Origin of the sequence: Pseudochelatococcus contaminans (genome assembly GCF_014195635.1) — a bacterium.
GTDB classification, from domain to species: domain Bacteria; phylum Pseudomonadota; class Alphaproteobacteria; order Rhizobiales; family Beijerinckiaceae; genus Pseudochelatococcus; species Pseudochelatococcus contaminans.
Window position 1 is genome coordinate 907,453 of record NZ_JACICC010000001.1, and the last position, 19,230, is coordinate 926,682.

A 19,230-nucleotide genomic window follows, 5' to 3' on the forward strand; every position below is an offset into this window, starting at 1 on the left:
TGTTTCACGGAGACCTCTTTCATGTCCGCAAATATCATCCACGACACCGCGCCGCTCGGGGCATTGATCCGCTACACCGACCACGCCCCGAAGCCGCCGGCCCGCTTTACCAAGAAGCTCGCGGCCTGGGAGCGCCGCAACGGCGTCGGCCGGCTGGTGAGGAAGGAACCGGCGCGCGAGCGCCCGACCTATTCCTCTCCGGCCTCCATCACCCTGCATGAAGGCAATTTCGCCAGTGCCGGCGTGATCCTCGTGACCGTCATGCGCTCGCATTCGGTCGACAGCGATCTATCCTTCGAGATCGTCGAGCGCCCCGCCATCGGCATGGTGCGCGTGCTTCAGGATTTCGGGGGCAACAGCGAGTTGCTGCACCTGGCCGAAAGCCGTGAGGCCGCCGAGCTGTGGCTGCTGAAGAACCGATACCGTTCGGCCCGACTGGAAGATGTCACCGCCGACGAGGTTGGCGCCGATGTCGTTGAAGGCCGGGCAGCAGCCTGATCGCAACAGCGAGCAGCAATCGCTGTTTTGTCATCCGGCCCGGTCTCCCCGCAGGAGGCCGGGCCTTTTTCGTTTTCAGGAGGCCATCCATGTCCATCACCATCGACGCGATCTTCGCGCAGGACCGCGAAAACCCTTCCACCGAGCGCAGCTTGCCGTGGGAGGAAAGCCGGAACGGGCTTGTCGTCGATCTCGAACCGAAACCGCATTGGGCCAGCGACATGCTGGTCTTCAAGCTGACCACGCGGGAATATTGCACCTACACAGACTGGTCGGAGAATGGACCGGCAGCGCGGTTCTTTCATCATATCGACACCACCGGCGACGCGGTGATGATGAAAGCCCGAGCGATGATCGCCCGCGAGACCGCGGACGGCCTGTGGCGCTGACGGCTTCGTCCCGGACCATGCAATGCCTCTGGCCTAAAGCCAGCGGTTCGATGCCGCGTCCGACCATAGAGCAACCTCATTCTCCCGATGGCAAGCCGGATGCCGTCGTGGCGCGGAACACTTGTCTTCCCAAAGATCAGCGTGGCGGCAAGGCCGGCGGGCATGACATCTCGCATAGGGGTTTCCGGCTCCAGTCAGATGCGAAACACCATCCCCCGCTTCCATTCGCAAACCTTGGTCCGATCCGGCTCTTAATCAATCAACCCATCAAGGGTCGGCTACGCGAGCGTGCCGCCGCACGGATTCGGGACATGCCCGAACGCCTGCGGTGATTGCAGATCCGGTCAGACACTTCGGGCGCCTGTCGCGCGGGGGATGGTCCTCCGCCTCTCAAGACAGGAGCCGGAACCATGTCCTATACAGATGCCACAGCCTTCGCCGCCAGCCTCGCCACCACGCTGATGGTCGCAATCGTCGTGTTCCAGGCAGGGGACGGCACCCACGGCGCCATGGTGGCGAGCGAGTTCGACGGCGACGAGGATATGGTCGAACTCGAAATAGATCCCTGGCAATAAGGCGCTTGCGCCTCACATCGACGGCCCGGATCGTGCAAGGACGCGACCGGGCCTTCCATCTTGCGATGGCCGCTCATCGCAAACAGCAGCGCCGGGGTCAATGCCTCCGGCCAGAGAGAGGGAGAGTGTGGGCCGGTTGGCCGTGACGGGTTGAAGGCTGGAGGAGAGGCTTCCGCCGCCCGTCGCGGAGTGATCCCGATGACCTATTCTCGTGCTGCGACCTTCCGGCCGATCGGCCAGATCCTTACGACCGAAGTTCTTCCCCAGCTCTATCGCGCCCAGAATTCATCGCTGCGCGCCTTCTGTATTGGCACCGTCAGCTATGACGGCGGCGACGATCCTGCCAGCTTCGACCGTATCGTCCTGCTCGGCGAATGCCCGTCTCCTGAAGAGGCCATGAGTTTCGCCGCCCTGCGCCTGTCGCGTGGCGACATCCACGCCAGTTCCGACGACAGGCTATGTTTTCACCCGCGCGTCATGGTCATTCAGGACCGCGAACAGGCTCTGGTGCTCGCCGGAGAAGTCCGCGCCCGGATCATCCTTTGGCAGCAGCCGGTTGCCTCTGACTGCGAGGCCCGCCGTATCGTGAACGAGGCCAGCCGGCTGCGCGGCATGGCCTTTTCGGCGTCGGGAAACGGCGATCACGGATCGGCCCGCAACCTGCGTTACCGCGCCAGCCTGCTTGAAGCGCGGCTGGTCGATCCCTTCTGGCGTGAGACCGCGGCCGAACTACTCAGCCTGCCGCAAGCCGCCTGATCTTCCACCCAGTTCTGCCCGGCGTGATGCCGGGCATTGTCATGTTCGGAGACCATCATGGCCGATTATTACACCCATTTCTCCTGCCTACTCGACGTAGGCACTCCCGAAAACGCTGCCCGCGCGCTCGACCTCTATAATGCGCAGTCCGAGGAAAATGCCGCCGAAGACCCGCCCTCGGATAGTTTCCTGCTTTCGATCCAGCCCGAGCATGGCGGCACGCAGCTCTGGATACGCGATGACGTCACCGGCGATCCCGAGCATGTCATCCAGTTCGTCAAACGCTGCGCTGCCGAGTTCGGCCTGACCGGACTATGGGGATTCCAGTATGCAACGACATGCTCGAAACCACGGGTGGGAGCGTTCGGCGGCGGGGCACACGTCCTTGATCTGGCCACCGGCCAAACCGTTGCCTGGACCTATACCGATGGCTGGCTTGCCGAGGTGCTGGACAGAGGTGATCCCAATGCCTGAGATCATCGAAACGACCGTCTATCGGCTCGACGAGCTTTCTGATGCGGCGAAGGACAAGGCGCGCGCCTGGTATCGCGAGGGCGGCTTCGACTACGAATGGCATGATGCCGTCTATGAAGATTTCCAGCGTATCGCGGAAATCCTCGGCATCCGCTTCAAGACCCGCACTGTCCGCCTCATGGGCGGCGGCGCTGGCCAAGAACCCTGCATCTGGTTCAGGGGCTTCTGGTCGCAAGGCGATGGCGCGTCGTTCGAGTGCCATTATTCCTACCGGAAGTCTGCCTCGGCCGAGATCATGGCCCATGCGCCGCAGGACGAGATGCTGCACCGCATCGCCGACGCCTTACAGGCAATCCAGCGGTGCAATTTCTACCAGCTTCACGCCGAGGCCAGCCTTCGCGGTCACTATTGTCACGAATATTGCATGGGGATCTCCGTCGAGCGCGACAGCCCAACCTGGCAGGACATGACCGCCGACGCCGAGGACACCGTGATCGAGGCGCTGCGCGATCTCGCGCGCTGGCTCTATCGCCAGCTCGAACGCGAATACGACTGGCTCTCCTCGGACGAGGCCGTCGACCAGACCATCGCCGCCAACGATTACACGTTCTCGGCGTCGGGCCGACGTTTCGGCTGAACGGCGGGGTGTAGCGACTCCGCCAGTGAAAGGAAAAGGTGGGCCGGAACGGGTTTGAGCCAGTGCGGTCGAGAGCGCTGCGCGGCTCGATCCGTTCCTGCTCTCTGGAGGCACAGACCCCATGTCAGCACCCGAAACCACGATATGCCATGCCACGCTTGTTCCCAATCAGCGTCGCGAGACTTTCCTTCCAACCCTGTTCGGTCGGCAACATCTGATCATCGCCGAAAATACGCTCTACAATCTGATGGGCTTGCTCAGTCCACGCGACTATGGCGGGGGCTTCTGGGATTTCTACGAGCATGAAGGCAAGCCTCTCTATCTCGTGCCGACGTCCAGGCCCCGCTACCGGATCACCTGCGAGACCAATGGCTACGAGGGCGACGTCTCCGCCGGCGCCGCTGGCATCATCGCCACGCTTTTCGCCCTCTCGCATCTTTCCTTCAAATACGAATCCGTCCTTCTGGCCGAGGGATATAGCCGCCTTTACGCTTTTGCAGCGGATCACCCCGAAGCGTCGGAAATATTTCAAGCCATCGACTGAGCATTCCGAGCGCCCCACCTCACGGCAGGGCGCTTTTTCCATGTCGGCCACGGCCGGTCATTTGAGAGCAAGAGGCGGGCCGGAAGGGGTTTGAGCCGGTGCGGTCGAGAGAGAGCATCACCCGGTTCATCCCGCTTCGCTCTCCGAGGTTCCCTCCCATGACATATGCTACTGCCGCCGCTCAGCTTCCGGCCGCACCGCTCGTTCCTGCCGCCGACACGGCCTTCGCCGTCCATCAGGCAGCACTTCTCCTCCTTCCCCATCTCGAACGCGGCCAGCGCGTCGATGCCGCGACCTTGCGCGGCGCGATGGAAACCGCCTTTGGCGCGTCCGACGCCACCGGCGCCTGGGACTGGAAAACCGCCTATGAAGCCTGCGAGGCGGCGACCGTGCTGTTTCTGCGCAAATACGGAAAGGCGCTTTTCCGCAAAGCCGGGTCTCAGGCCGCCAGCCTGCCGCTACTGACGAAGATCGCCGGGCTGCTGCCCACCCACACGCGCCGTTCGGAAGAAAGTCAGACCTTCCAGCAGTTCTCGACGCCGATCCCGCTTGGCCTGATCGCCGCTACCGCCGCCGCCATCACCCCCGCCGACCGGGTTCTGGAACCCTCGGCAGGCACCGGGCTTCTCGCCATCCTGGCGGAGATCGCCGGCGGATCGCTGGTGCTGAACGAGCTGGCGGAGACCCGCGCCGATCTTCTCTCCCACCTCTTTCCGGCCAATCCCGTCACCCGCTTCGACGCGGCGCAGATCCACGATCATCTCGATCCGGCGCTCGTTCCGAGCGTGGTGTTGATGAACCCTCCCTTCTCAGTGATGGCCAATGTCTCCGGCCGGATGGCCGACGCGGCCTATCGCCATGTCGCCTCGGCCCTGGCGCGTCTGGCCGATGGCGGCCGGCTGGTGACGATCACCGGATCGAGCTTCGCACCCGATACGCCCGCTTGGGCAGCGGCCTTCATCCGGCTTCAGGAACATGGCCGCGTGGTGTTCACCGCGCCCATCGACGGCGCGGTCTATGCCAAGCATGGCACCACGATCGACACCCGCCTGACCGTCATCGACAAGCTGCCCGCCGACGATCCGACCGTATTCCCGGCCTCGCCGGGGATCGCGCCCGATGTTGCCACCCTGATCGGCTGGATAGGCGAGCATGTTCCGGCGCGCTTGCCGGTCGATGCCTCGGTCGCCGTTCCCGTTGCCGCGCTCGCAGCGCCGCGCACCGTTCGCGGTTATCTCGCCCGCGCCGCCGCATCCTCTCCCGTCCGCACCGTCGCCGAGCCCGAGGGCGTCGAACTCGCCTATGACACCGTCGACTGGACGCCCGCCGAGGACGGCCGCATCACCGACGCCATCTATGAAGAATACGGGTTGCAGGCGATCCGCATTCCCGGCGCTGCGGCCCATCCCACCAGGCTGGTGCAGTCGGCGGCCATGTCCAGCGTCGCGCCACCCAGGCCGAGCTACCGGCCGCGGCTTCCCGCCAGCATCGTCACCGATGGCCTGCTATCCGACGCACAGCTTGAGACCGTCATCTATGCCGGCGATGCCCATTCGGACTTCCTCGCCGGTTCGTGGACGCTGGACGAGACCTTCGATGTCGTCTCGGCAGCCCCCGACGATGCACCAAACGCCGTCCGCTTTCGTCGCGGCTTCATGCTCGGCGACGGCACCGGCGCGGGCAAAGGCCGCCAGTCGGCCGGGATCATCCTCGACAACTGGATGAGAGGGAGGCGCAAGGCCGTCTGGATCTCCAAATCCGACAAGCTGCTCGAAGATGCGCAGCGCGACTGGTCGGCGCTCGGCATGGAGCGTCTGCTGGTCACGCCGCTGTCGCGTTTCCCGCAGGGCAAGGACATTCGACTGCCCGAAGGCGTCCTGTTCACCACCTATTCCACGCTGCGTTCCGATGAGCGCGGCGAGAAGGTTTCGCGCGTCCGCCAGATCGTCGATTGGCTGGGTTCCGACTTCGATGGCGTGATTATTTTCGACGAGAGCCACGCCATGCAGAACGCGGCGGGCGGCAAGGGCGAACGCGGCGATGTCTCCGCCTCGCAGCAGGGGCGCGCGGGGCTTCGCCTCCAGCACGCCCTGCCGAATGCCCGCATCGTCTATGTCTCGGCGACCGGCGCGACCACGGTTCACAATCTCGCCTATGCGCAGCGGCTCGGCCTGTGGGGTGGCGAAGACTTTCCGTTCTCGACCAGGGCGGAATTCGTCGAAGCCATCGAGGCCGGCGGCGTCGCGGCGATGGAGGTGCTGGCTCGCGATCTTCGGGCGCTCGGCCTCTATACGGCGCGGTCACTCTCCTATGATGGCGTCGAATACGAACTGGTCGAACACCAGCTTACGCCGGAGCAGACCCGCATCTATGACGCCTATGCCGGGGCGTTTGCCGTCATCCATAACAATCTCGACGCCGCGATGCAGGCCGCCAACATCACCGGCGGCGGCGATGGCGGCTCCGCCACGTTGAACCGGCAGGCCAAGTCCGCCGCACGGTCCGCCTTTGAATCGGCCAAGCAGAGGTTCTTCGGCCATCTGCTCACCAGCATGAAGACGCCGACCCTGATCGCCGCGATCGACCGCGATCTGGCAGACGGTCATGCCGCCGTGATCCAGATTGTTTCCACCGGCGAGGCGCTGATGGAACGCCGCCTGGCGGAACTTCCCGCCGAGGAATGGAACGACGTCCGCGTTGACATCACGCCGAGGGAATACGTCCTGGACTACCTCGCCCATTCCTTCCCGGTGCAGCTCTACGAGCCGTTCACCGACGACGAGGGCAATCTATCGTCGCGCCCCGTCTATCGCGACGGCCAGCCGGTCGAAAGCCGCGAGGCCGTCGCCCGCCGCGACCGGCTGATCGAGAAACTCGCCTCGCTTCCTCCCGTTCCGGGCGCGCTCGACCAGATCGTCCAGCGTTTTGGCACGGATATGGTGGCCGAGGTGACGGGACGCTCGCGGCGCATCGTCCGCAGGTCGGGTGCCGACTCCATGACCAGCCCCGGCGGCGTTGATCGTCTCGCCGTCGAGAACCGCGCCGGCTCGGCCAATCTCGCGGAAACCGCCGCCTTCATGGACGATCAGAAGCGCATCCTGATCTTCTCGGACGCCGGCGGCACCGGGCGCTCCTATCACGCCGATCTCGGCGCGAAGAACCAGCGCCTGCGCGTTCACTATCTGCTCGAACCGGGCTGGAAGGCCGACGCCGCCATTCAGGGGCTTGGCCGCACCAATCGCACCAACCAGAAGCAGCCGCCCCTGTTCCGGCCGATTTCGACGAATGTGAAGGCGGAAAAGCGCTTCCTTTCGACCATCGCGCGGCGTCTCGACACGCTGGGCGCGATCACGCGAGGCCAGCGCCAGACCGGCGGACAGGGCCTGTTCCGGCCCGAAGACAATCTGGAATCCCACTACGCGCGTGATGCGCTGCGCCAGCTTTACATGCTGATCGTGCGCGGCAAGGTCGAAGGCTGCTCGCTGCAAATGTTCGAGGACGCTACCGGCCTCAAACTGATGGATTCTACCGGCATCAAGGACGAGTTGCCGCCGATCACCACCTTTCTCAATCGGCTGCTGGCGCTCACCATCGAATTGCAGGGCGTGCTGTTCACCGCCTTCGAGCAATTGCTGAACGCCAGGATCGAGGGCGCCATCGCCAGCGGAAGCTATGATGTAGGACTCGAAACGCTGCGGGCGGAATCGTTCACCGTCAACGACCGCCAGACCATCCACGTTCATCCCGGCACCGGGGCCGAGGCCCGGCTGCTGACCATCACCCAGCGCGAGCGCAACCGGCCGGTCACGCTCGACGCGGCCCTCGACCAACTCGCCGACCCTCGGGCGAAGCTCCTCATCAACGAGCGCTCTGGTCGCGCCGCCGTCCAGATCCCGACCACCAGCGTCATGCTCGACGATGGCGAGATTGAACGGCGCATCCGCCTGATCCGGCCGATGGAGGCGCACAACGTCCCAGTCAAGATGATGGACGAAACCCACTGGGTCGAGACCGATCAGTCCACCTTCACCCGGCTTTGGGAGAAGGAGGTGGCCGAGGTGCCGGAATTCGTCGACAGCACAATCCATGTCGTCAGCGGTCTGTTGCTGCCGATCTGGAAACGCCTGCCGAACGACTCGACGCGGGTTTACCGGCTCCAGACCGACGAGGGTGAGCGCATCGTCGGCCGTCGTGTTTCGCCCGCCTGGGTTGCCGGCGCGATGGCGACCGGCACATCGTCGCTGACGCCGGACGACGCCTTCATGGCGCTCACGGACGGCAAGACCATCCTCGACCTCAGCGAAGGGCTTCAGCTTCGCCGCAGCCGCGTCATGGGCGCCAATCGCATCGAGCTGTCCGGCTTCACCGATGTCATGCGGGACCGCCTGCGGGCCTATGGCCTCTTCCACGAAATCATCTCGTGGAAATTGCGGATGTTCGTGCCGATCGACACCAGCGGCCCGGCCGTTCTGGCCAAGGTGCTGGAGCGGTATCCCGTCCAGCGCATCGGTGAACGGGAGGCGGCATAAATGGCTCGCCACGACGCCTCCGAACTCGCGCACCGTCTCGGCCGGGAGGCCGAGGCGGTATGCCGCCACTATCTGTCGTCGGGCAAACGCGCTGGACGTTACTGGCTGGTCGGCGATGTGCAAAACAGCGCCGGCCGCTCGATGTTCGTGCGCCTGACCGGACCTGAATCCGGTAAGGGTGCAGCGGGCAAATGGACCGACGCGGCAACGGGCGAACACGGCGACCTGCTCGACGTCATCCGAGAAAGCTGCGGCCTCATCGACTTCAGGGACGTCACTGAGGAAGCCCGGTCCTTCCTCAGCCTGCCGAGGTCGGAGCCCGATCCGCATCCCAACCCCCGCGCGGGAAGAACGCCAGCGGGATCAACGGAGTCAGCGCAGCGTCTGTTCGCCATGGCGCAACCGATTGGCGGGACAGTCGTGGAAACGCATCTGCGCAAACGTGCGATTACGGCTTTGCACGAAACCGGCAGCCTGCGGTTCCATCCGCGCTGCTACTATCGTCCCGAGGGGCACGCGCCCACCGAGACCTGGCCCGCGATGATCGCAGCCGTCACCGACCTTGGCGGCGTCCAGACCGGCGCGCATCGCACCTGGCTCCTGCCCAATGGTAGCGGCAAAGCCCCTGTCGAAACGCCGAGGCGGGCGATGGGCAATCTCCTGGGGCACGGCGTCCGCTTCGGTGTGGCGGATGATGTTCTGGCGGCCGGCGAAGGGATCGAGACCGTGCTGTCGGCCCGCTCGGGTCTGCCCCATATGCCGATGATGGCCGCGCTCTCAGCGGCTCACCTTGCCGCCATCCTGTTCCCGGCAACGCTGAAACGGCTCTATATCGTGCGCGATGCCGATCCGGCGGGGGATGGCGCGCGAGACCGCCTGGTCGAACGGGCCAGAGGCGTCGGGATCGAGGCGATTGTCCTGTCGCCGGTGCTCGGGGACTTCAATGAGGATCTGCGCCAGCTCGGCATCGATGCACTACGGTCGGCCTTGCGGGTTCAGATCGTCCCCGAAGACGTCAGCCGGTTTTTCGCAATGTGAGGCGGCATCGGTCAGGCTGGGGAATGAGCACGGCAGCGCGGAACCTGCCATATCCGGTCAGGGTGTTTCCTTCTGGGTCGGAGAGGCCGCCGCCCACGGCCTTCTGAGAGGGCGATCGAGCCGTCAAACGGCCCTGACCGGCAATGGCTGCGCCCGGCTATTTTCCGCCGCGCCCTTTGGGCGCTTTGCATCGCGAGGCAAAATAGCCGGTCTGCGCCATCCAGCGCTGGAGGCTTGGCCCTCCGCTTCGCTGCGGGTGCAGGTCCGGGCCGCCCGACAGCTTTCGTCGCCTGCGAAGGCCGCGATGGGCGCGGTCGATCCGACAAGGGCGAACACCATGATGACCGAATATGATGACGCAGGTTTCGAGCCGCAACACACTTCATCCCCTACCGATCACCTCCTCAACGAACTCCAGCTCTACGGCTACCGTCCGTTCGAGGATGAACCCGACCCAAGGCCGCTTCCCGAAGGCAATGCCGTCGCTGGCGCCGTCGCCGACATCTTCGACGCCCTGATCGCAACGCTCAGTGACACCCGCCTCGAACCCGACCTCGACGAACTGCTGTGGTCGACCGTCAATCTCTTCCACCGCGCCACCGCCCGGATCGAACGCGATCTGGACGATAACGAGCAGGCCCAGCGTCGCGGCCAGCGGGAACAGGACGGCTCGGAGGTAAAGTCGGTCGAGCTTGAGCGCCTGACGGCAGAGGGGCAGACCTTCATCGAGCGGCGCAACAGCATGGAACTCTTCCGCGATGTCGCCGCCGAACAGTTCGAGCGCCAGACCGGATCGGCCTGGCGGCCGCGCTCAGGATCGATGGTCAACCACCGCAATCTGACCTCGGCGATGATCGACAGCCGGGACTTCCTCGCCGCCAAGCGTCGGGCGGAAACCGAGGTGATGCTGCCCGCCGGATCCAGGGTCGCCTTCACCGGCGGTCTCGACTTCAACGACCATCGCCTGATCTGGGCCAAGCTCGATCAGGTCCATGCCAAGCATCCCGATATGGTGCTGCTGCACGGTGGATCGCCCAAGGGCGCCGAGTTGATCGCGGCGAAATGGGCCGACACCCGCAAGGTTCCGCAGGTCGCCTTCAAGCCCGACTGGACCAAACACGCCAAGTCCGCGCCCTTCAAGCGCAACGACGCCATGCTCGATGTCCTGCCGGTTGGCGTCCTGGTCTTTCCCGGCACCGGCATCCAGGAGAACCTTGCGGACAAGGCCCGCAAGCTCGGCATCCCGGTCATGAAGTTCGACGGCGGCGCGTAAAGCGCCGCCGCCCGGCGGCTGGTTCAGCCGGGCAGTGCCTCAATCTGAATTTCTTGAATTACCGCTACCGACACCATCCCAGCCGTTCGGGGAGCTTTCGTCGGCACCCGAAACCCGCCGTCCGTCGGAAATAGGGCAACGGGAAACTGGGGGTCGATCACAGACCGACAGCTATTGAGCACGATCAAGAACGTAGCGTGCTTTTAGAGCAACCGCTGGCTCTCAAACGCGGCCGCAATTTTTTTCCTTCGGCTTCTGGGTCGAATTGCTTCTATCCCATCCAGGGCGACAGCGGAAAGCAGTCAGGAGACGAATAGGTCGCGCACCCGGATAAGACAGTTGCCGGTCTCGGCGGCCCTGCGAACCTTCTGCTCGATGACGTGGTTGATCGGTATTTGCCGCTGCAGTGCGTCATGGATGTCAAGCCCCTCCATGCAGACGATCCGTTTGCCACGCCCAAATGCGACCAGTCCGTCCTGTGAGAAGCCGGAGTAGCTGACGAAGAGCCCTCGGGCCCAGGCGGCCTTCTGTTCGATTTTGCCGTGAAAGGCATGGAGATCGCCAATACCGGTCAAGTTGCTTTGCCATTTGGCCTCGAGCAGATATATTTCGCCATCTAGGACGAAGCTACCGTCGATCTGCTCTCCCCGATTGCGGAATGGATCCCGCGCTTTCATGCCGAAGGTGTCGAACAAGGACTTGAGGAACGCCTCGAAGCGATAGCCACGATCGTGGGGTGGATGATTGTTCAGTGAGATCAGGTCTTGCCGTATCTGTTCGAGAGCGGGCCAACTGTAGGCAGGACGCACCAGCGTGCTCTCAGTGGCAGGCTTGTTACCACGCAGCCGATCGATGATGTCGAGCAGACGACCATGTGCGTTCGGCACATCATCGGGAAGACCCCGCATCTGCCGGAATGCCTCCCGATGCTCCCAGAGCGCCTGCAGGGTCCTCACCGCTGTCTCGGTGTCTGCCTGTTTGAGGTAGTAGCGGAGCCGCTTTCCCTTTGAGCCACCCTCGGCGTAATACAGGTCGTCATTGATATCGACGTTAAGTTCATCCGCAAAGAACTCGGCGAACGTGCGGTCGGAAAAATTGAGTACATAACCACCGCCCATGTCGAAGATCTGGTCGAGCGTGGCCATGTCTATAGGTCTGATCTTTGGCATGAATCCTCCCCGTTCGCCTGATGAAACAACCCCGTATCAGCACGCTCATCCCCACGACGAACCGTCGTGGGCCGCCATACCATAATTACTCAGATACTAAGGCATACTGTCATTCTCTAATTTCTACTCGTTGAATTCGAAACACATTTATGATTCTAGCTTTGATGTATACCGGACGTTGAAACTGACCTATAGACCTGCTCATGACACAAATCACCGACTGGCTTAGGGCGAAGGCGCATGGCTTCAATCACCTCTCAAACGAGGAGGTGAGCGCCATCTCGGACTTCTCGCTGCTCTGGGCCCTTTTCGAGTCCCGCCTGCTCAACACCGAAGGAAGTGCCCGGTCCATCTCCGACATGGTAGATGACTGGCAAAAGGACGGGACACTCGACGCGCCGTCCTTCGATCCGGAGCTCGGCTATTTTCGGCAACGCTATTTCGCAAATGGCGCCTTTACCGGTCACTTCGACCACCTGCATCTGCGAAAGAACGATCAAGAGCCGCTGATCCGCGCTGTCATCGACGGCAGCGACAATGATCCGCGCGATCGCGTCGCCGCCGTCCTGATCATCATTCTCCGCTATCGCAACAACCTCTTCCATGGCGTGAAATGGCAGTACAAGCTCGCCGGCCAGCTTGGCAATTTCACCGCCGCGAACACCGCTCTGATGAAGGTGCTGGATCGGCACGGCGCGCTCCTTGAAGGGTAGCGCCATGCCGGGTGTTATCGATGTCTGGGACGCGCGCACCTTGGATTTTGGCCTGCTTGAAGTCCTCGAAGAGCAGGCGGAAGAGATCATTGGCTACTTCGATACCGATCACGCCATCTTCCTGTCCTACGACAACGTCGACGGCCCCGACCGTCCCATCATGCGCCCAGACAATCCGCATGCGGCCGCGTACTATGCCCTGCTTGACAGAGTGGGAGATCTTATGGCGTCACGCACCATCCGCGCCTTCCACTACACCCGGTTGACCGACGCCGAAGTCGCGGAGCTGCGCCGTTCGGGCATCCACTTATCCACCCCGACCACCCTGCGCCGCCGCCTCGATGCGCTGGTTGTCTCGGGCGCCCTGCCAGCCGAGATCGGCGATCGGCTCTACGACGCGAGCCCGTTTCATAGCGAGCAGCGCGACGCCCGCTCCGAGAAGTTCTGGATGGTCTCCCATCCCATTGCGATCGACGACAACGGCGTCGCTCCACTAATGGCACGCTGGGGCGGCGAGGTGGCTTCCTTTTGGGTCAGCGACGCGGCGCTTTCCGCGCCGTTGACACGGCTCGGCAAGGCACGGATCGCTGAGATCGCAGTCCCGCTTGAGGCGACCCGTCACAGGCATGCCGCCAGCAAGGCGGTGGTCGCGACCTTCGGACGCGCGCGCGGCGCGATCCCAGAGAAATCGGTCTTCGATCTCTATTTAAAAGCTTCGCTTCCGGCGTCGGCGGTGTTCGACCTCCATACGGAGGGCGACGCTGCATTCATCGCCATGGGGCGAACCTATCCCGCCGGCTTTGTCGATGTCGACGTCGGCCGCTGGAAAGAACTCACCGGCGAAGAAGACTGAACGAAACTGGGCTCCGAAACTCGTGGACTCGGTGAAGTCAGCTTTCTGGGCGTAGCCGCCCGAAAAGTGCCGTTCCGCTTACCACCCGAGGCTGTGTGAAAACTCGGTCTTCTCAATCGTCGCTAGAACGCTATTCCACCCACGTGTCCTGAGGGCTGAATTTCGTAGATTTCACGACGAAATCCTCAGCTTAAAGGTTCTAAATGGGCCGAAAACGCCGAAGCTTTTGCCTTGGGGAGAATCATTTTCTACTCAATGTTTTTCTTGTTGAGTTTTCCCACAGCCTCCACCCCATAGCGGAAAATTCGAACTGAGACATTATCCTGAACCGCCAATACTTGACACGGCGCCATGTTCATCGTCCAATTTGGTATCCTTGCAGAACCGGTGAAGCAGCATAGTCGCAGGCGGAGCGTATCTTCCGGCAGCCTGTGGTGATCCTCAACCGTTCAGCTGGAGGTTCTCTCATGACGCTGATTCTGCTCGCCATCTCACTCACCATCGCGGCTTGCGTGATCGCCTATAATCTCGCGATTTATGCCTTGCCTGTCATGGCCGCCATCTCTGCCGCGCAATATGCTTGGGGTGCGGGAGCCGGCGTCCTGATGTCAGGTGTCGCGGCCATCGGCGCGGCTTTGCTGTCAGTCGCGCTCGTGATCGCGGTTCTCGGCTTTGCTAAAAAACCCGCTCTGCGTCTGATCGCGCTCGCTGTCTTTGCCGTGCCCGCCACCATCGCCGGTTACGCGCTGGTCTATGGCGTCACGAAGAACGCTGTCGATTCCACGCTTGCACTCAATCTGCTCGGCGGCATGGGCGGTCTCTTCATCGGCATCGCGGCGATGGTCAATCTGAATGCTCTCGGTGTCTCCGTTCTGTCGCGCTGATCCGGCCGCCACGCTCCGCCGCTTCCTATCGAAACCAAGGCTGGATGCGCCTGCCAAGTTTTCGGTTCCCACTCAAGATCGAGCAGTCGTGCGGGTGCTGATCATGCCGTTTTCTTTTCCATCTGCCTGGCCTCGTGAGGAAGCCTGGTCATCGGGCGTGGGTCTGGCAGGCGAGTAGTGTCATTGCTCTGCTGGGTCGGTCTCGGCCCTTGTGTAGCGAATGCAAGCCGTGAACACCTTTATCATCCCCTTCTCGCAATACTGCTGGATCACGCCTTCAGCCAATGAGACTGAGCTCAGCGCCACGCCCGGAGCCCGGTAACCGTTTTTCTCGTCCCAGCCTGCTTGGCGCATGGCAGGCGAGCCGTGGCAGGTGAAGGCGTGATGTTGCGCTGGCGCTGCAAGGTGTGGGACAACCAGAGCCTCCCCGATGTTGCCGGCAAGGACGAAGTGTTCGGCTACGTGTCCCCGTTTGTGCTTTCAAAGGCTCCAATCCCTCCGACTGACTGATCCCCTAAGTCCGTTCTGTTTTCTCCAGCAACCCCCGCGGCTCCGGCCCGTGTTGCCGCGCAAGCGCGGCTGCCCGCCCCACGCCGGGCCTTGGGGATCAAGCTGCCGCCGGGCGTCAGTGCGGGAGCCTCCCGACGGCCTTGGCCGGGTCTCGTCGGAGGGATGGTCCCTCCGAGAAGCAACGGAGACTTACAATGCAGAACATCGTCATTCTCGCCGGCAACATCGGTCAGGACTCCGAAACCCACACCACCCAGGGCGGCACCGGCATCACCCACTTCACGCTGGCCACCTCGCGCCCCCGCTACTCGGAAGGCAAGGTGATCCGGGACGAAAACGGCTACCGGGTTCAGGACACCGAATGGCACCGCATCACCGCCTTCAACGGCCTCGGCAAGACGATCCAGCAGTATTGCGAGAAGGGCATGAAGGTTCTGGTTCGCGGCCGCATCCACTATACGAAGTGGACCGACCAGCAGGGCAATGACCGCTACGGTTGCGAGATCATTGCCGAGACGGTCGACTTCCTGAGCCGGGCGAAGCAGACCGAAAACGACGGCAAACACATCGACGACGGAGATGAGATCCCGTTTTAAGCGAGAACCTAACACCCGGCGGCAAAACCCGCCGGGTGTTCTCAATTGTCCCTGACGTGAGTTCTCTCACCCGCAAGAGATCGTCTCGATGATACGTGTTTCCTCGTCATAGAAGATATTCATGCGTGCCCAACCAAGATCGGAAGTGACCGAACAGGTGGAGCACGCCAGGCGCCGAACCGCGTCGCCCGACTTTTCGGGCAACATATCCAGGTCATGCCCGACATAGCGTTGAAACTCGGATGCCCTGCATTGATCCCCGAAATAGTATTTGTCCGGGATACCCTCGGTTTCCGCGATCCACACCCCCGCAATGCGCGGATGGTTGCGGATCATCGAGCCCTCAGGCGCCCAATAGGTGAACGGCGGCGGCGGATCGGCATCCATGACAACGTCCGGCTGCGCCAGCGCTGCTCCAGGGCGTGCGTCCTGATGAGCGGATGTACAGCCGGCAAGGACAAAGGCGGCGATGATTGCTATCGGCAAAATTGTTACCCGCATCAAATCTCCGTTCGCTGCTGCACCACGCTTTTGATGGCGCAGCATCCGGGCATCAACGAGGCGGGCCGCAGGAACCGAATCAATCACGTCCGTCAGCTCTCCGCGACAGCCTGGACGACGATTATAGGTCGCCATAATAGCAAAACACGGCTATTATAGCCGTAGTTCTGGCGCGCGGATCAGTGCCGGTGGAGGTGATCATGCATGATCACCGCCCAACAGACACGGGCCGCGCGCGCATTGCTGGGTTGGACACAGGAGATGCTCGCCGACAGGGCCGCCGTTTCGCTGACCGCGCTCAAGCGCATGGAGTCGGTCAATGGCGAGCGCGTGTTCGAGAGCACGGCCGATGGAGTGCGCAGGGCGCTCGAAGCGGCCGGCATCGTCTTCATCAATTCCGGCCCGCATATCGGGGTGATGATCGATGTTTCACAACGCAAATCACGAGATCAGGAACCGGCGTGAAGCCGCCCAATCCAAATCGCTTCAACTTCCTGTGATGATTCCCGGTTTACCTGTCACATCTCTGCGATATTGTGCGCGGCATTCTGATGAGCCGCGTCAGCGATATAGGGATGGGCCGAAATGACGACGCTGGCCTTTCGTAACGAAGCGCCAACAGGCGATCTGCTCACCGACTATGACCGTGAGCACATCAAGCTCTATGTCCGCCTGCTCGATGCCGAAGCGGACGGGGCCGATTGGAAAGAAGCCGTCGAGGTGCTGTTCGGTATCGATCCAACGACCGAACTGGAACGCGCCCGCCGGATGCACGACACTCATCTGGCGCGCGCGCATTGGATGACCGAGCGCGGTTACAAGATGCTGCGTCTCGGCCGGCCCAACTGAGGCGTATTCCTGCCGCGTTGCCGGATACGCAACGCGGTTTGCGGCGGACTGACCTTCCCCAAGCACAAAACTGCCGGAATCATTTCGCGTCTGACGTGTATCTGTTTTCAGGTGGGAGGAGTGCCATGAGACCCGACACATCGCGCTGGCGCGCTGACGCAATCTATGACTTCATCGAACAGGCAGGCGTGGACGATCTCGCCTGGGAATGTCTGCGGCGCAACAAAGATTATCAGCAAGACTATTCCAGCCTGAAGCGCCTCGGACGCCTCGAAAGCGCTATTCCTTCAGCTATGGAGGCCCGTTGGGGTTTGCGATTTCGCGGCAAGACCACGGCTTTCGGCAGATGAACAACCTGTATTCTGGAGCGAAAGCGTCAATACCAGCGTCCTTCGCCTTGTGGCCGGAGTTCCTCCGCCAGGAGAGGAACCCGTTTCGCTCCGTGTGTTTCTCGACGAAGATGTCAGGGCCACACCCGAAACCCTGCATATACTCTTGCAGCATGAACAACTCGGTCTTCACGTTGTTGTCCCAGCAGGCAGCAGCCCCGACGCACCTCTTGCGGCGCTGGTTCATCTCGGCAGGAGCGGCCTTGATCGCATCGCCGCCCTCGATCGTCTGCTCAGATATCTTCACGGCTATAAGGTTCCGCCCGATCAGCGAATGACCGCCCAGCAGCGTCGCCGGCTCAAGGCCATGCTGCGCGCTGTCGACGCCCGAGAGCACAACGCCAGTCAACGCGAAATCGCCCGTGTCCTCTTCGGCGTCGAACGCATTGCATCCGAACACTGGAAGACCTCACCCTTGCGCGATGCCGTCAGCGATCTTCTGAAGGATGGCGCGGCCATGATCGCTGGCGACTATCGCAGGCTCCTGCGGTTTCGCCGCCGCCAATAGCCGGTTTTGCGACCAGGGGTGGGGGATTTTGATACCCCCTGAATTCCCCCTCCCTCCACGACCCTTTCCTTCGCCACCGTGGCCTGTGTCCGCCGCTTGTCCTGAGCGGTTCCACCCCAGCCCACGGAGGCGTCCATGCACCTCAATTCCGCTCTTTTGCCGCCGCGCTTTCTGCGCACCAAGGAAGCCGCCGAGTTCCTCGGCCTTTCCCCTCGCACCCTGGAAAAGCACCGGACCTATGGGACCGGCCCTCTTTTCCGCAAGCTCGGCGGACGCGTCGTCTACGCGATCGACGAACTGGAAGCCTGGGCCGACAAGGGCACCGTCACGTCAACCTCCGATCCACGGGGCAGCGTGCTGCCGGCGCGGCGACAGGATGTGCAACCCCAGCCGATCCTCGGTCGGGCCGCTCGCTGAGGCCGCCGCGCATGTCCCAACGCCGCCTGCCCACCTCCGAGCGCGCGCTTCTCGACCCCTTCGTGGTCGCGACGGGCGCCGCCAGCCCCCGTGACCAGCGCGATCTGATGGAACGCCCATTCTTCTCGCTGGCCAAGGCCAGGCGCACGGTCCCCATACGCTATGCTGCCGGCGACATTGAGGTCGAGGTGTTCGCCGTGCCCGAGCATGGCATGGCGACGATCTGGGACGCCGATGTCCTGATCTGGGCAGCCAGCCAGATCGTCGAGGCCGAGAACTTCGGCCTCAGGACATCGCGTTTCCTGCGCTTCACCCCCTACCAACTGCTGACCGCCACCGGACGCGGCACCGGGATTCGGGCCTATGATCTGCTCAAAGGCGCGCTCGACCGGCTGCAATCGACCTCGATCCGCACCACCATCCGCCATGACAAGCATTGGCGGCGTCATCAGTTCTCCTGGATCAACGAATGGGAGTTGCTGACCCGACAGGACGGCCGTGTCGAGGGCATGGAATTCGTCCTGCCCGATTGGCTCTATCGGGGCGTCATCGACCGCACGCTCGTCCTCGCCATCGATCCCGCCTATTTCCGGCTGACAGGCGGCCTGGAGCGCTGGCTCTACCGCGTCGCCCGCAAACATGCCGGCCACCAGCCGCAGGGTTGGCGCTTCGACTTCGCCCATCTGCACCAGAAGTCCGGGGCTCTCGCCCGACCCTCAGATTTTGCGCTGCAATTGCGCCGCCTGATCCTGCGGCAGTCCCTCCCAGGCTATCGTCTCACCCGTGAGATCGAAGATGGCCGCGAGTTTCTACACATTCTGCCGGCACGCCCGTCGTCGGCCTGTGGAAAAAATGTGGAAGGCATCTGTACTTCGAACGCACCGACTATCTGTACTTCGAACGCAACCGGCACTGTACTTCGCACGCACGGATCGCAGTTAAGTCTCTGGCCCAGCGAACGAAATCCGGCCCGTAACTTAGAATATAACAATACATCTAACTTGTTTTTGGGCGCGACGAGTGTGGAAAACTCTGTCGGGGTGCCAGGTTTCGCGAACCGGGGCGAGGTTTCATGAACTCGTTCCAGGAAACGCGAACCGGATTCACGGACCGGGAGCCGGATCATGA

At 62.6% G+C, this 19,230-nt stretch carries 22 protein-coding genes; 20 read left to right on the forward strand and 2 right to left on the reverse strand.

The features are described 5' to 3' along the window. Window positions 1-21 precede the first annotated feature (21 nt). The 10 genes from FHS81_RS03895 (at window position 22) to FHS81_RS03940 (ending at window position 10,713) form a co-directional block, all read left to right on the forward strand. The gene (locus FHS81_RS03895; RefSeq protein ID WP_183750680.1) at window positions 22-498 is read left to right on the forward strand and encodes a hypothetical protein; all 477 of its coding nucleotides are present in this window, start codon (window positions 22-24) and stop codon (window positions 496-498) included. A gap of 89 nt (window positions 499-587) precedes the next feature. Then, window positions 588-887 carry a hypothetical protein gene (locus tag FHS81_RS03900; protein WP_183750681.1) on the forward strand — a complete coding sequence of 100 codons (300 nt, stop codon included), beginning with the start codon at window positions 588-590 and terminating at the stop codon, window positions 885-887. A 410-nt stretch (window positions 888-1,297) separates the two neighbouring features. After that, window positions 1,298-1,462 carry a hypothetical protein gene (locus tag FHS81_RS03905; RefSeq protein ID WP_183750682.1) on the forward strand — a complete coding sequence of 55 codons (165 nt, stop codon included), beginning with the start codon at window positions 1,298-1,300 and terminating at the stop codon, window positions 1,460-1,462. Between the two features lie 198 nt (window positions 1,463-1,660). Continuing rightward, on the forward strand, window positions 1,661-2,218 hold the full coding sequence (locus FHS81_RS03910) for a hypothetical protein (protein WP_183750683.1): 558 nt from the start codon (window positions 1,661-1,663) through the stop codon (window positions 2,216-2,218). 57 nt (window positions 2,219-2,275) lie between these two features. After that, entirely contained in the window at window positions 2,276-2,692 is a 417-nt protein-coding gene (locus FHS81_RS03915) for a hypothetical protein (RefSeq protein ID WP_183750684.1), read from the forward strand. Next, window positions 2,685-3,329: an antitoxin of toxin-antitoxin stability system gene (locus FHS81_RS03920; protein WP_183750685.1), complete on the forward strand. Its 645-nt coding sequence runs from the start codon at window positions 2,685-2,687 to the stop codon at window positions 3,327-3,329. The genes FHS81_RS03915 and FHS81_RS03920 overlap by 8 nt, the downstream gene beginning before the upstream one ends. A 121-nt stretch (window positions 3,330-3,450) precedes the next feature. Beyond that, on the forward strand, window positions 3,451-3,873 hold the full coding sequence (locus FHS81_RS03925) for an antirestriction protein (protein ID WP_183750686.1): 423 nt from the start codon (window positions 3,451-3,453) through the stop codon (window positions 3,871-3,873). Between the two features lie 158 nt (window positions 3,874-4,031). Further along, complete coding sequence (locus tag FHS81_RS03930) at window positions 4,032-8,402, forward strand: strawberry notch family protein (protein WP_183750687.1); 4,371 nt, start codon at window positions 4,032-4,034, stop codon at window positions 8,400-8,402. Next, window positions 8,403-9,440 carry a DUF7146 domain-containing protein gene (locus FHS81_RS03935; RefSeq protein ID WP_183750688.1) on the forward strand — a complete coding sequence of 346 codons (1,038 nt, stop codon included), beginning with the start codon at window positions 8,403-8,405 and terminating at the stop codon, window positions 9,438-9,440. Between the two features lie 337 nt (window positions 9,441-9,777). Next, window positions 9,778-10,713 (forward strand): DUF2493 domain-containing protein, encoded by a 936-nt coding sequence (locus FHS81_RS03940; protein WP_183750689.1) that lies wholly within the window; start codon window positions 9,778-9,780, stop codon window positions 10,711-10,713. Window positions 10,714-11,015: 302 nt separating this feature from the next. Here FHS81_RS03940 and FHS81_RS03945 read toward each other — a convergent pair whose 3' ends face one another. Further along, window positions 11,016-11,858: a restriction endonuclease gene (locus tag FHS81_RS03945; RefSeq protein WP_246374503.1), complete on the reverse strand. Its 843-nt coding sequence runs from the start codon at window positions 11,856-11,858 to the stop codon at window positions 11,016-11,018. A 227-nt stretch (window positions 11,859-12,085) separates the two neighbouring features. Between FHS81_RS03945 and FHS81_RS03950 the strand changes: the two genes are divergently transcribed. The 4 genes from FHS81_RS03950 (at window position 12,086) to FHS81_RS03965 (ending at window position 15,438) form a co-directional block, all read left to right on the forward strand. Beyond that, complete coding sequence (locus FHS81_RS03950; protein ID WP_183750691.1) at window positions 12,086-12,595, forward strand: hypothetical protein; 510 nt, start codon at window positions 12,086-12,088, stop codon at window positions 12,593-12,595. Between the two features lie 4 nt (window positions 12,596-12,599). After that, window positions 12,600-13,448 (forward strand): hypothetical protein, encoded by an 849-nt coding sequence (locus FHS81_RS03955; protein ID WP_183750692.1) that lies wholly within the window; start codon window positions 12,600-12,602, stop codon window positions 13,446-13,448. A 467-nt stretch (window positions 13,449-13,915) separates the two neighbouring features. After that, window positions 13,916-14,332 carry a hypothetical protein gene (locus FHS81_RS03960; protein ID WP_183750693.1) on the forward strand — a complete coding sequence of 139 codons (417 nt, stop codon included), beginning with the start codon at window positions 13,916-13,918 and terminating at the stop codon, window positions 14,330-14,332. 704 nt (window positions 14,333-15,036) lie between these two features. Then, window positions 15,037-15,438: a single-stranded DNA-binding protein gene (locus tag FHS81_RS03965; RefSeq protein ID WP_183750694.1), complete on the forward strand. Its 402-nt coding sequence runs from the start codon at window positions 15,037-15,039 to the stop codon at window positions 15,436-15,438. Between the two features lie 66 nt (window positions 15,439-15,504). Here FHS81_RS03965 and FHS81_RS03970 read toward each other — a convergent pair whose 3' ends face one another. After that, window positions 15,505-15,939, reverse strand: a complete 435-nt coding sequence (locus FHS81_RS03970; RefSeq protein WP_183750695.1) for a hypothetical protein — start codon at window positions 15,937-15,939, stop codon at window positions 15,505-15,507. 204 nt (window positions 15,940-16,143) lie between these two features. Between FHS81_RS03970 and FHS81_RS03975 the strand changes: the two genes are divergently transcribed. From FHS81_RS03975 to FHS81_RS04000, 6 genes are all read left to right on the forward strand, one after another. Continuing rightward, the gene (locus FHS81_RS03975) at window positions 16,144-16,404 is read left to right on the forward strand and encodes a helix-turn-helix domain-containing protein (RefSeq protein WP_183750696.1); all 261 of its coding nucleotides are present in this window, start codon (window positions 16,144-16,146) and stop codon (window positions 16,402-16,404) included. Window positions 16,405-16,524: 120 nt separating this feature from the next. Beyond that, window positions 16,525-16,788, forward strand: a complete 264-nt coding sequence (locus FHS81_RS03980; RefSeq protein ID WP_183750697.1) for a DNA -binding domain-containing protein — start codon at window positions 16,525-16,527, stop codon at window positions 16,786-16,788. A gap of 125 nt (window positions 16,789-16,913) precedes the next feature. Further along, window positions 16,914-17,138 (forward strand): transcriptional regulator domain-containing protein, encoded by a 225-nt coding sequence (locus FHS81_RS03985; protein ID WP_183750698.1) that lies wholly within the window; start codon window positions 16,914-16,916, stop codon window positions 17,136-17,138. 49 nt (window positions 17,139-17,187) lie between these two features. After that, window positions 17,188-17,685 carry a DNA -binding domain-containing protein gene (locus FHS81_RS03990; RefSeq protein WP_183750699.1) on the forward strand — a complete coding sequence of 166 codons (498 nt, stop codon included), beginning with the start codon at window positions 17,188-17,190 and terminating at the stop codon, window positions 17,683-17,685. 135 nt (window positions 17,686-17,820) lie between these two features. Next, the gene (locus FHS81_RS03995; RefSeq protein WP_183750700.1) at window positions 17,821-18,102 is read left to right on the forward strand and encodes a helix-turn-helix transcriptional regulator; all 282 of its coding nucleotides are present in this window, start codon (window positions 17,821-17,823) and stop codon (window positions 18,100-18,102) included. Between the two features lie 11 nt (window positions 18,103-18,113). Then, complete coding sequence (locus tag FHS81_RS04000) at window positions 18,114-19,178, forward strand: replication initiator protein A (protein ID WP_183750701.1); 1,065 nt, start codon at window positions 18,114-18,116, stop codon at window positions 19,176-19,178. The last annotated feature ends 52 nt before the right edge of the window (window positions 19,179-19,230 follow it).

What these genes read in the sequence shown, in the direction of transcription:
- FHS81_RS03895 (WP_183750680.1), top strand. Translation starts at nt 22, where the DNA reads ATGTCCGCAAATATCATCCACGACACCGCGCCGCTCGGGGCATTGATC.
- FHS81_RS03900 (WP_183750681.1), top strand. Translation starts at nt 588, where the DNA reads ATGTCCATCACCATCGACGCGATCTTCGCGCAGGACCGCGAAAACCCT.
- FHS81_RS03905 (WP_183750682.1), top strand. Translation starts at nt 1,298, where the DNA reads ATGTCCTATACAGATGCCACAGCCTTCGCCGCCAGCCTCGCCACCACG.
- FHS81_RS03910 (WP_183750683.1), top strand. Translation starts at nt 1,661, where the DNA reads ATGACCTATTCTCGTGCTGCGACCTTCCGGCCGATCGGCCAGATCCTT.
- FHS81_RS03915 (WP_183750684.1), top strand. Translation starts at nt 2,276, where the DNA reads ATGGCCGATTATTACACCCATTTCTCCTGCCTACTCGACGTAGGCACT.
- FHS81_RS03920 (WP_183750685.1), top strand. Translation starts at nt 2,685, where the DNA reads ATGCCTGAGATCATCGAAACGACCGTCTATCGGCTCGACGAGCTTTCT.
- FHS81_RS03925 (WP_183750686.1), top strand. Translation starts at nt 3,451, where the DNA reads ATGTCAGCACCCGAAACCACGATATGCCATGCCACGCTTGTTCCCAAT.
- FHS81_RS03930 (WP_183750687.1), top strand. Translation starts at nt 4,032, where the DNA reads ATGACATATGCTACTGCCGCCGCTCAGCTTCCGGCCGCACCGCTCGTT.
- FHS81_RS03935 (WP_183750688.1), top strand. Translation starts at nt 8,403, where the DNA reads ATGGCTCGCCACGACGCCTCCGAACTCGCGCACCGTCTCGGCCGGGAG.
- FHS81_RS03940 (WP_183750689.1), top strand. Translation starts at nt 9,778, where the DNA reads ATGATGACCGAATATGATGACGCAGGTTTCGAGCCGCAACACACTTCA.
- FHS81_RS03945 (WP_246374503.1), bottom strand. Translation starts at nt 11,858, where the DNA reads ATGGCCACGCTCGACCAGATCTTCGACATGGGCGGTGGTTATGTACTC.
- FHS81_RS03950 (WP_183750691.1), top strand. Translation starts at nt 12,086, where the DNA reads ATGACACAAATCACCGACTGGCTTAGGGCGAAGGCGCATGGCTTCAAT.
- FHS81_RS03955 (WP_183750692.1), top strand. Translation starts at nt 12,600, where the DNA reads ATGCCGGGTGTTATCGATGTCTGGGACGCGCGCACCTTGGATTTTGGC.
- FHS81_RS03960 (WP_183750693.1), top strand. Translation starts at nt 13,916, where the DNA reads ATGACGCTGATTCTGCTCGCCATCTCACTCACCATCGCGGCTTGCGTG.
- FHS81_RS03965 (WP_183750694.1), top strand. Translation starts at nt 15,037, where the DNA reads ATGCAGAACATCGTCATTCTCGCCGGCAACATCGGTCAGGACTCCGAA.
- FHS81_RS03970 (WP_183750695.1), bottom strand. Translation starts at nt 15,939, where the DNA reads ATGCGGGTAACAATTTTGCCGATAGCAATCATCGCCGCCTTTGTCCTT.
- FHS81_RS03975 (WP_183750696.1), top strand. Translation starts at nt 16,144, where the DNA reads ATGATCACCGCCCAACAGACACGGGCCGCGCGCGCATTGCTGGGTTGG.
- FHS81_RS03980 (WP_183750697.1), top strand. Translation starts at nt 16,525, where the DNA reads ATGACGACGCTGGCCTTTCGTAACGAAGCGCCAACAGGCGATCTGCTC.
- FHS81_RS03985 (WP_183750698.1), top strand. Translation starts at nt 16,914, where the DNA reads ATGAGACCCGACACATCGCGCTGGCGCGCTGACGCAATCTATGACTTC.
- FHS81_RS03995 (WP_183750700.1), top strand. Translation starts at nt 17,821, where the DNA reads ATGCACCTCAATTCCGCTCTTTTGCCGCCGCGCTTTCTGCGCACCAAG.
- FHS81_RS04000 (WP_183750701.1), top strand. Translation starts at nt 18,114, where the DNA reads ATGTCCCAACGCCGCCTGCCCACCTCCGAGCGCGCGCTTCTCGACCCC.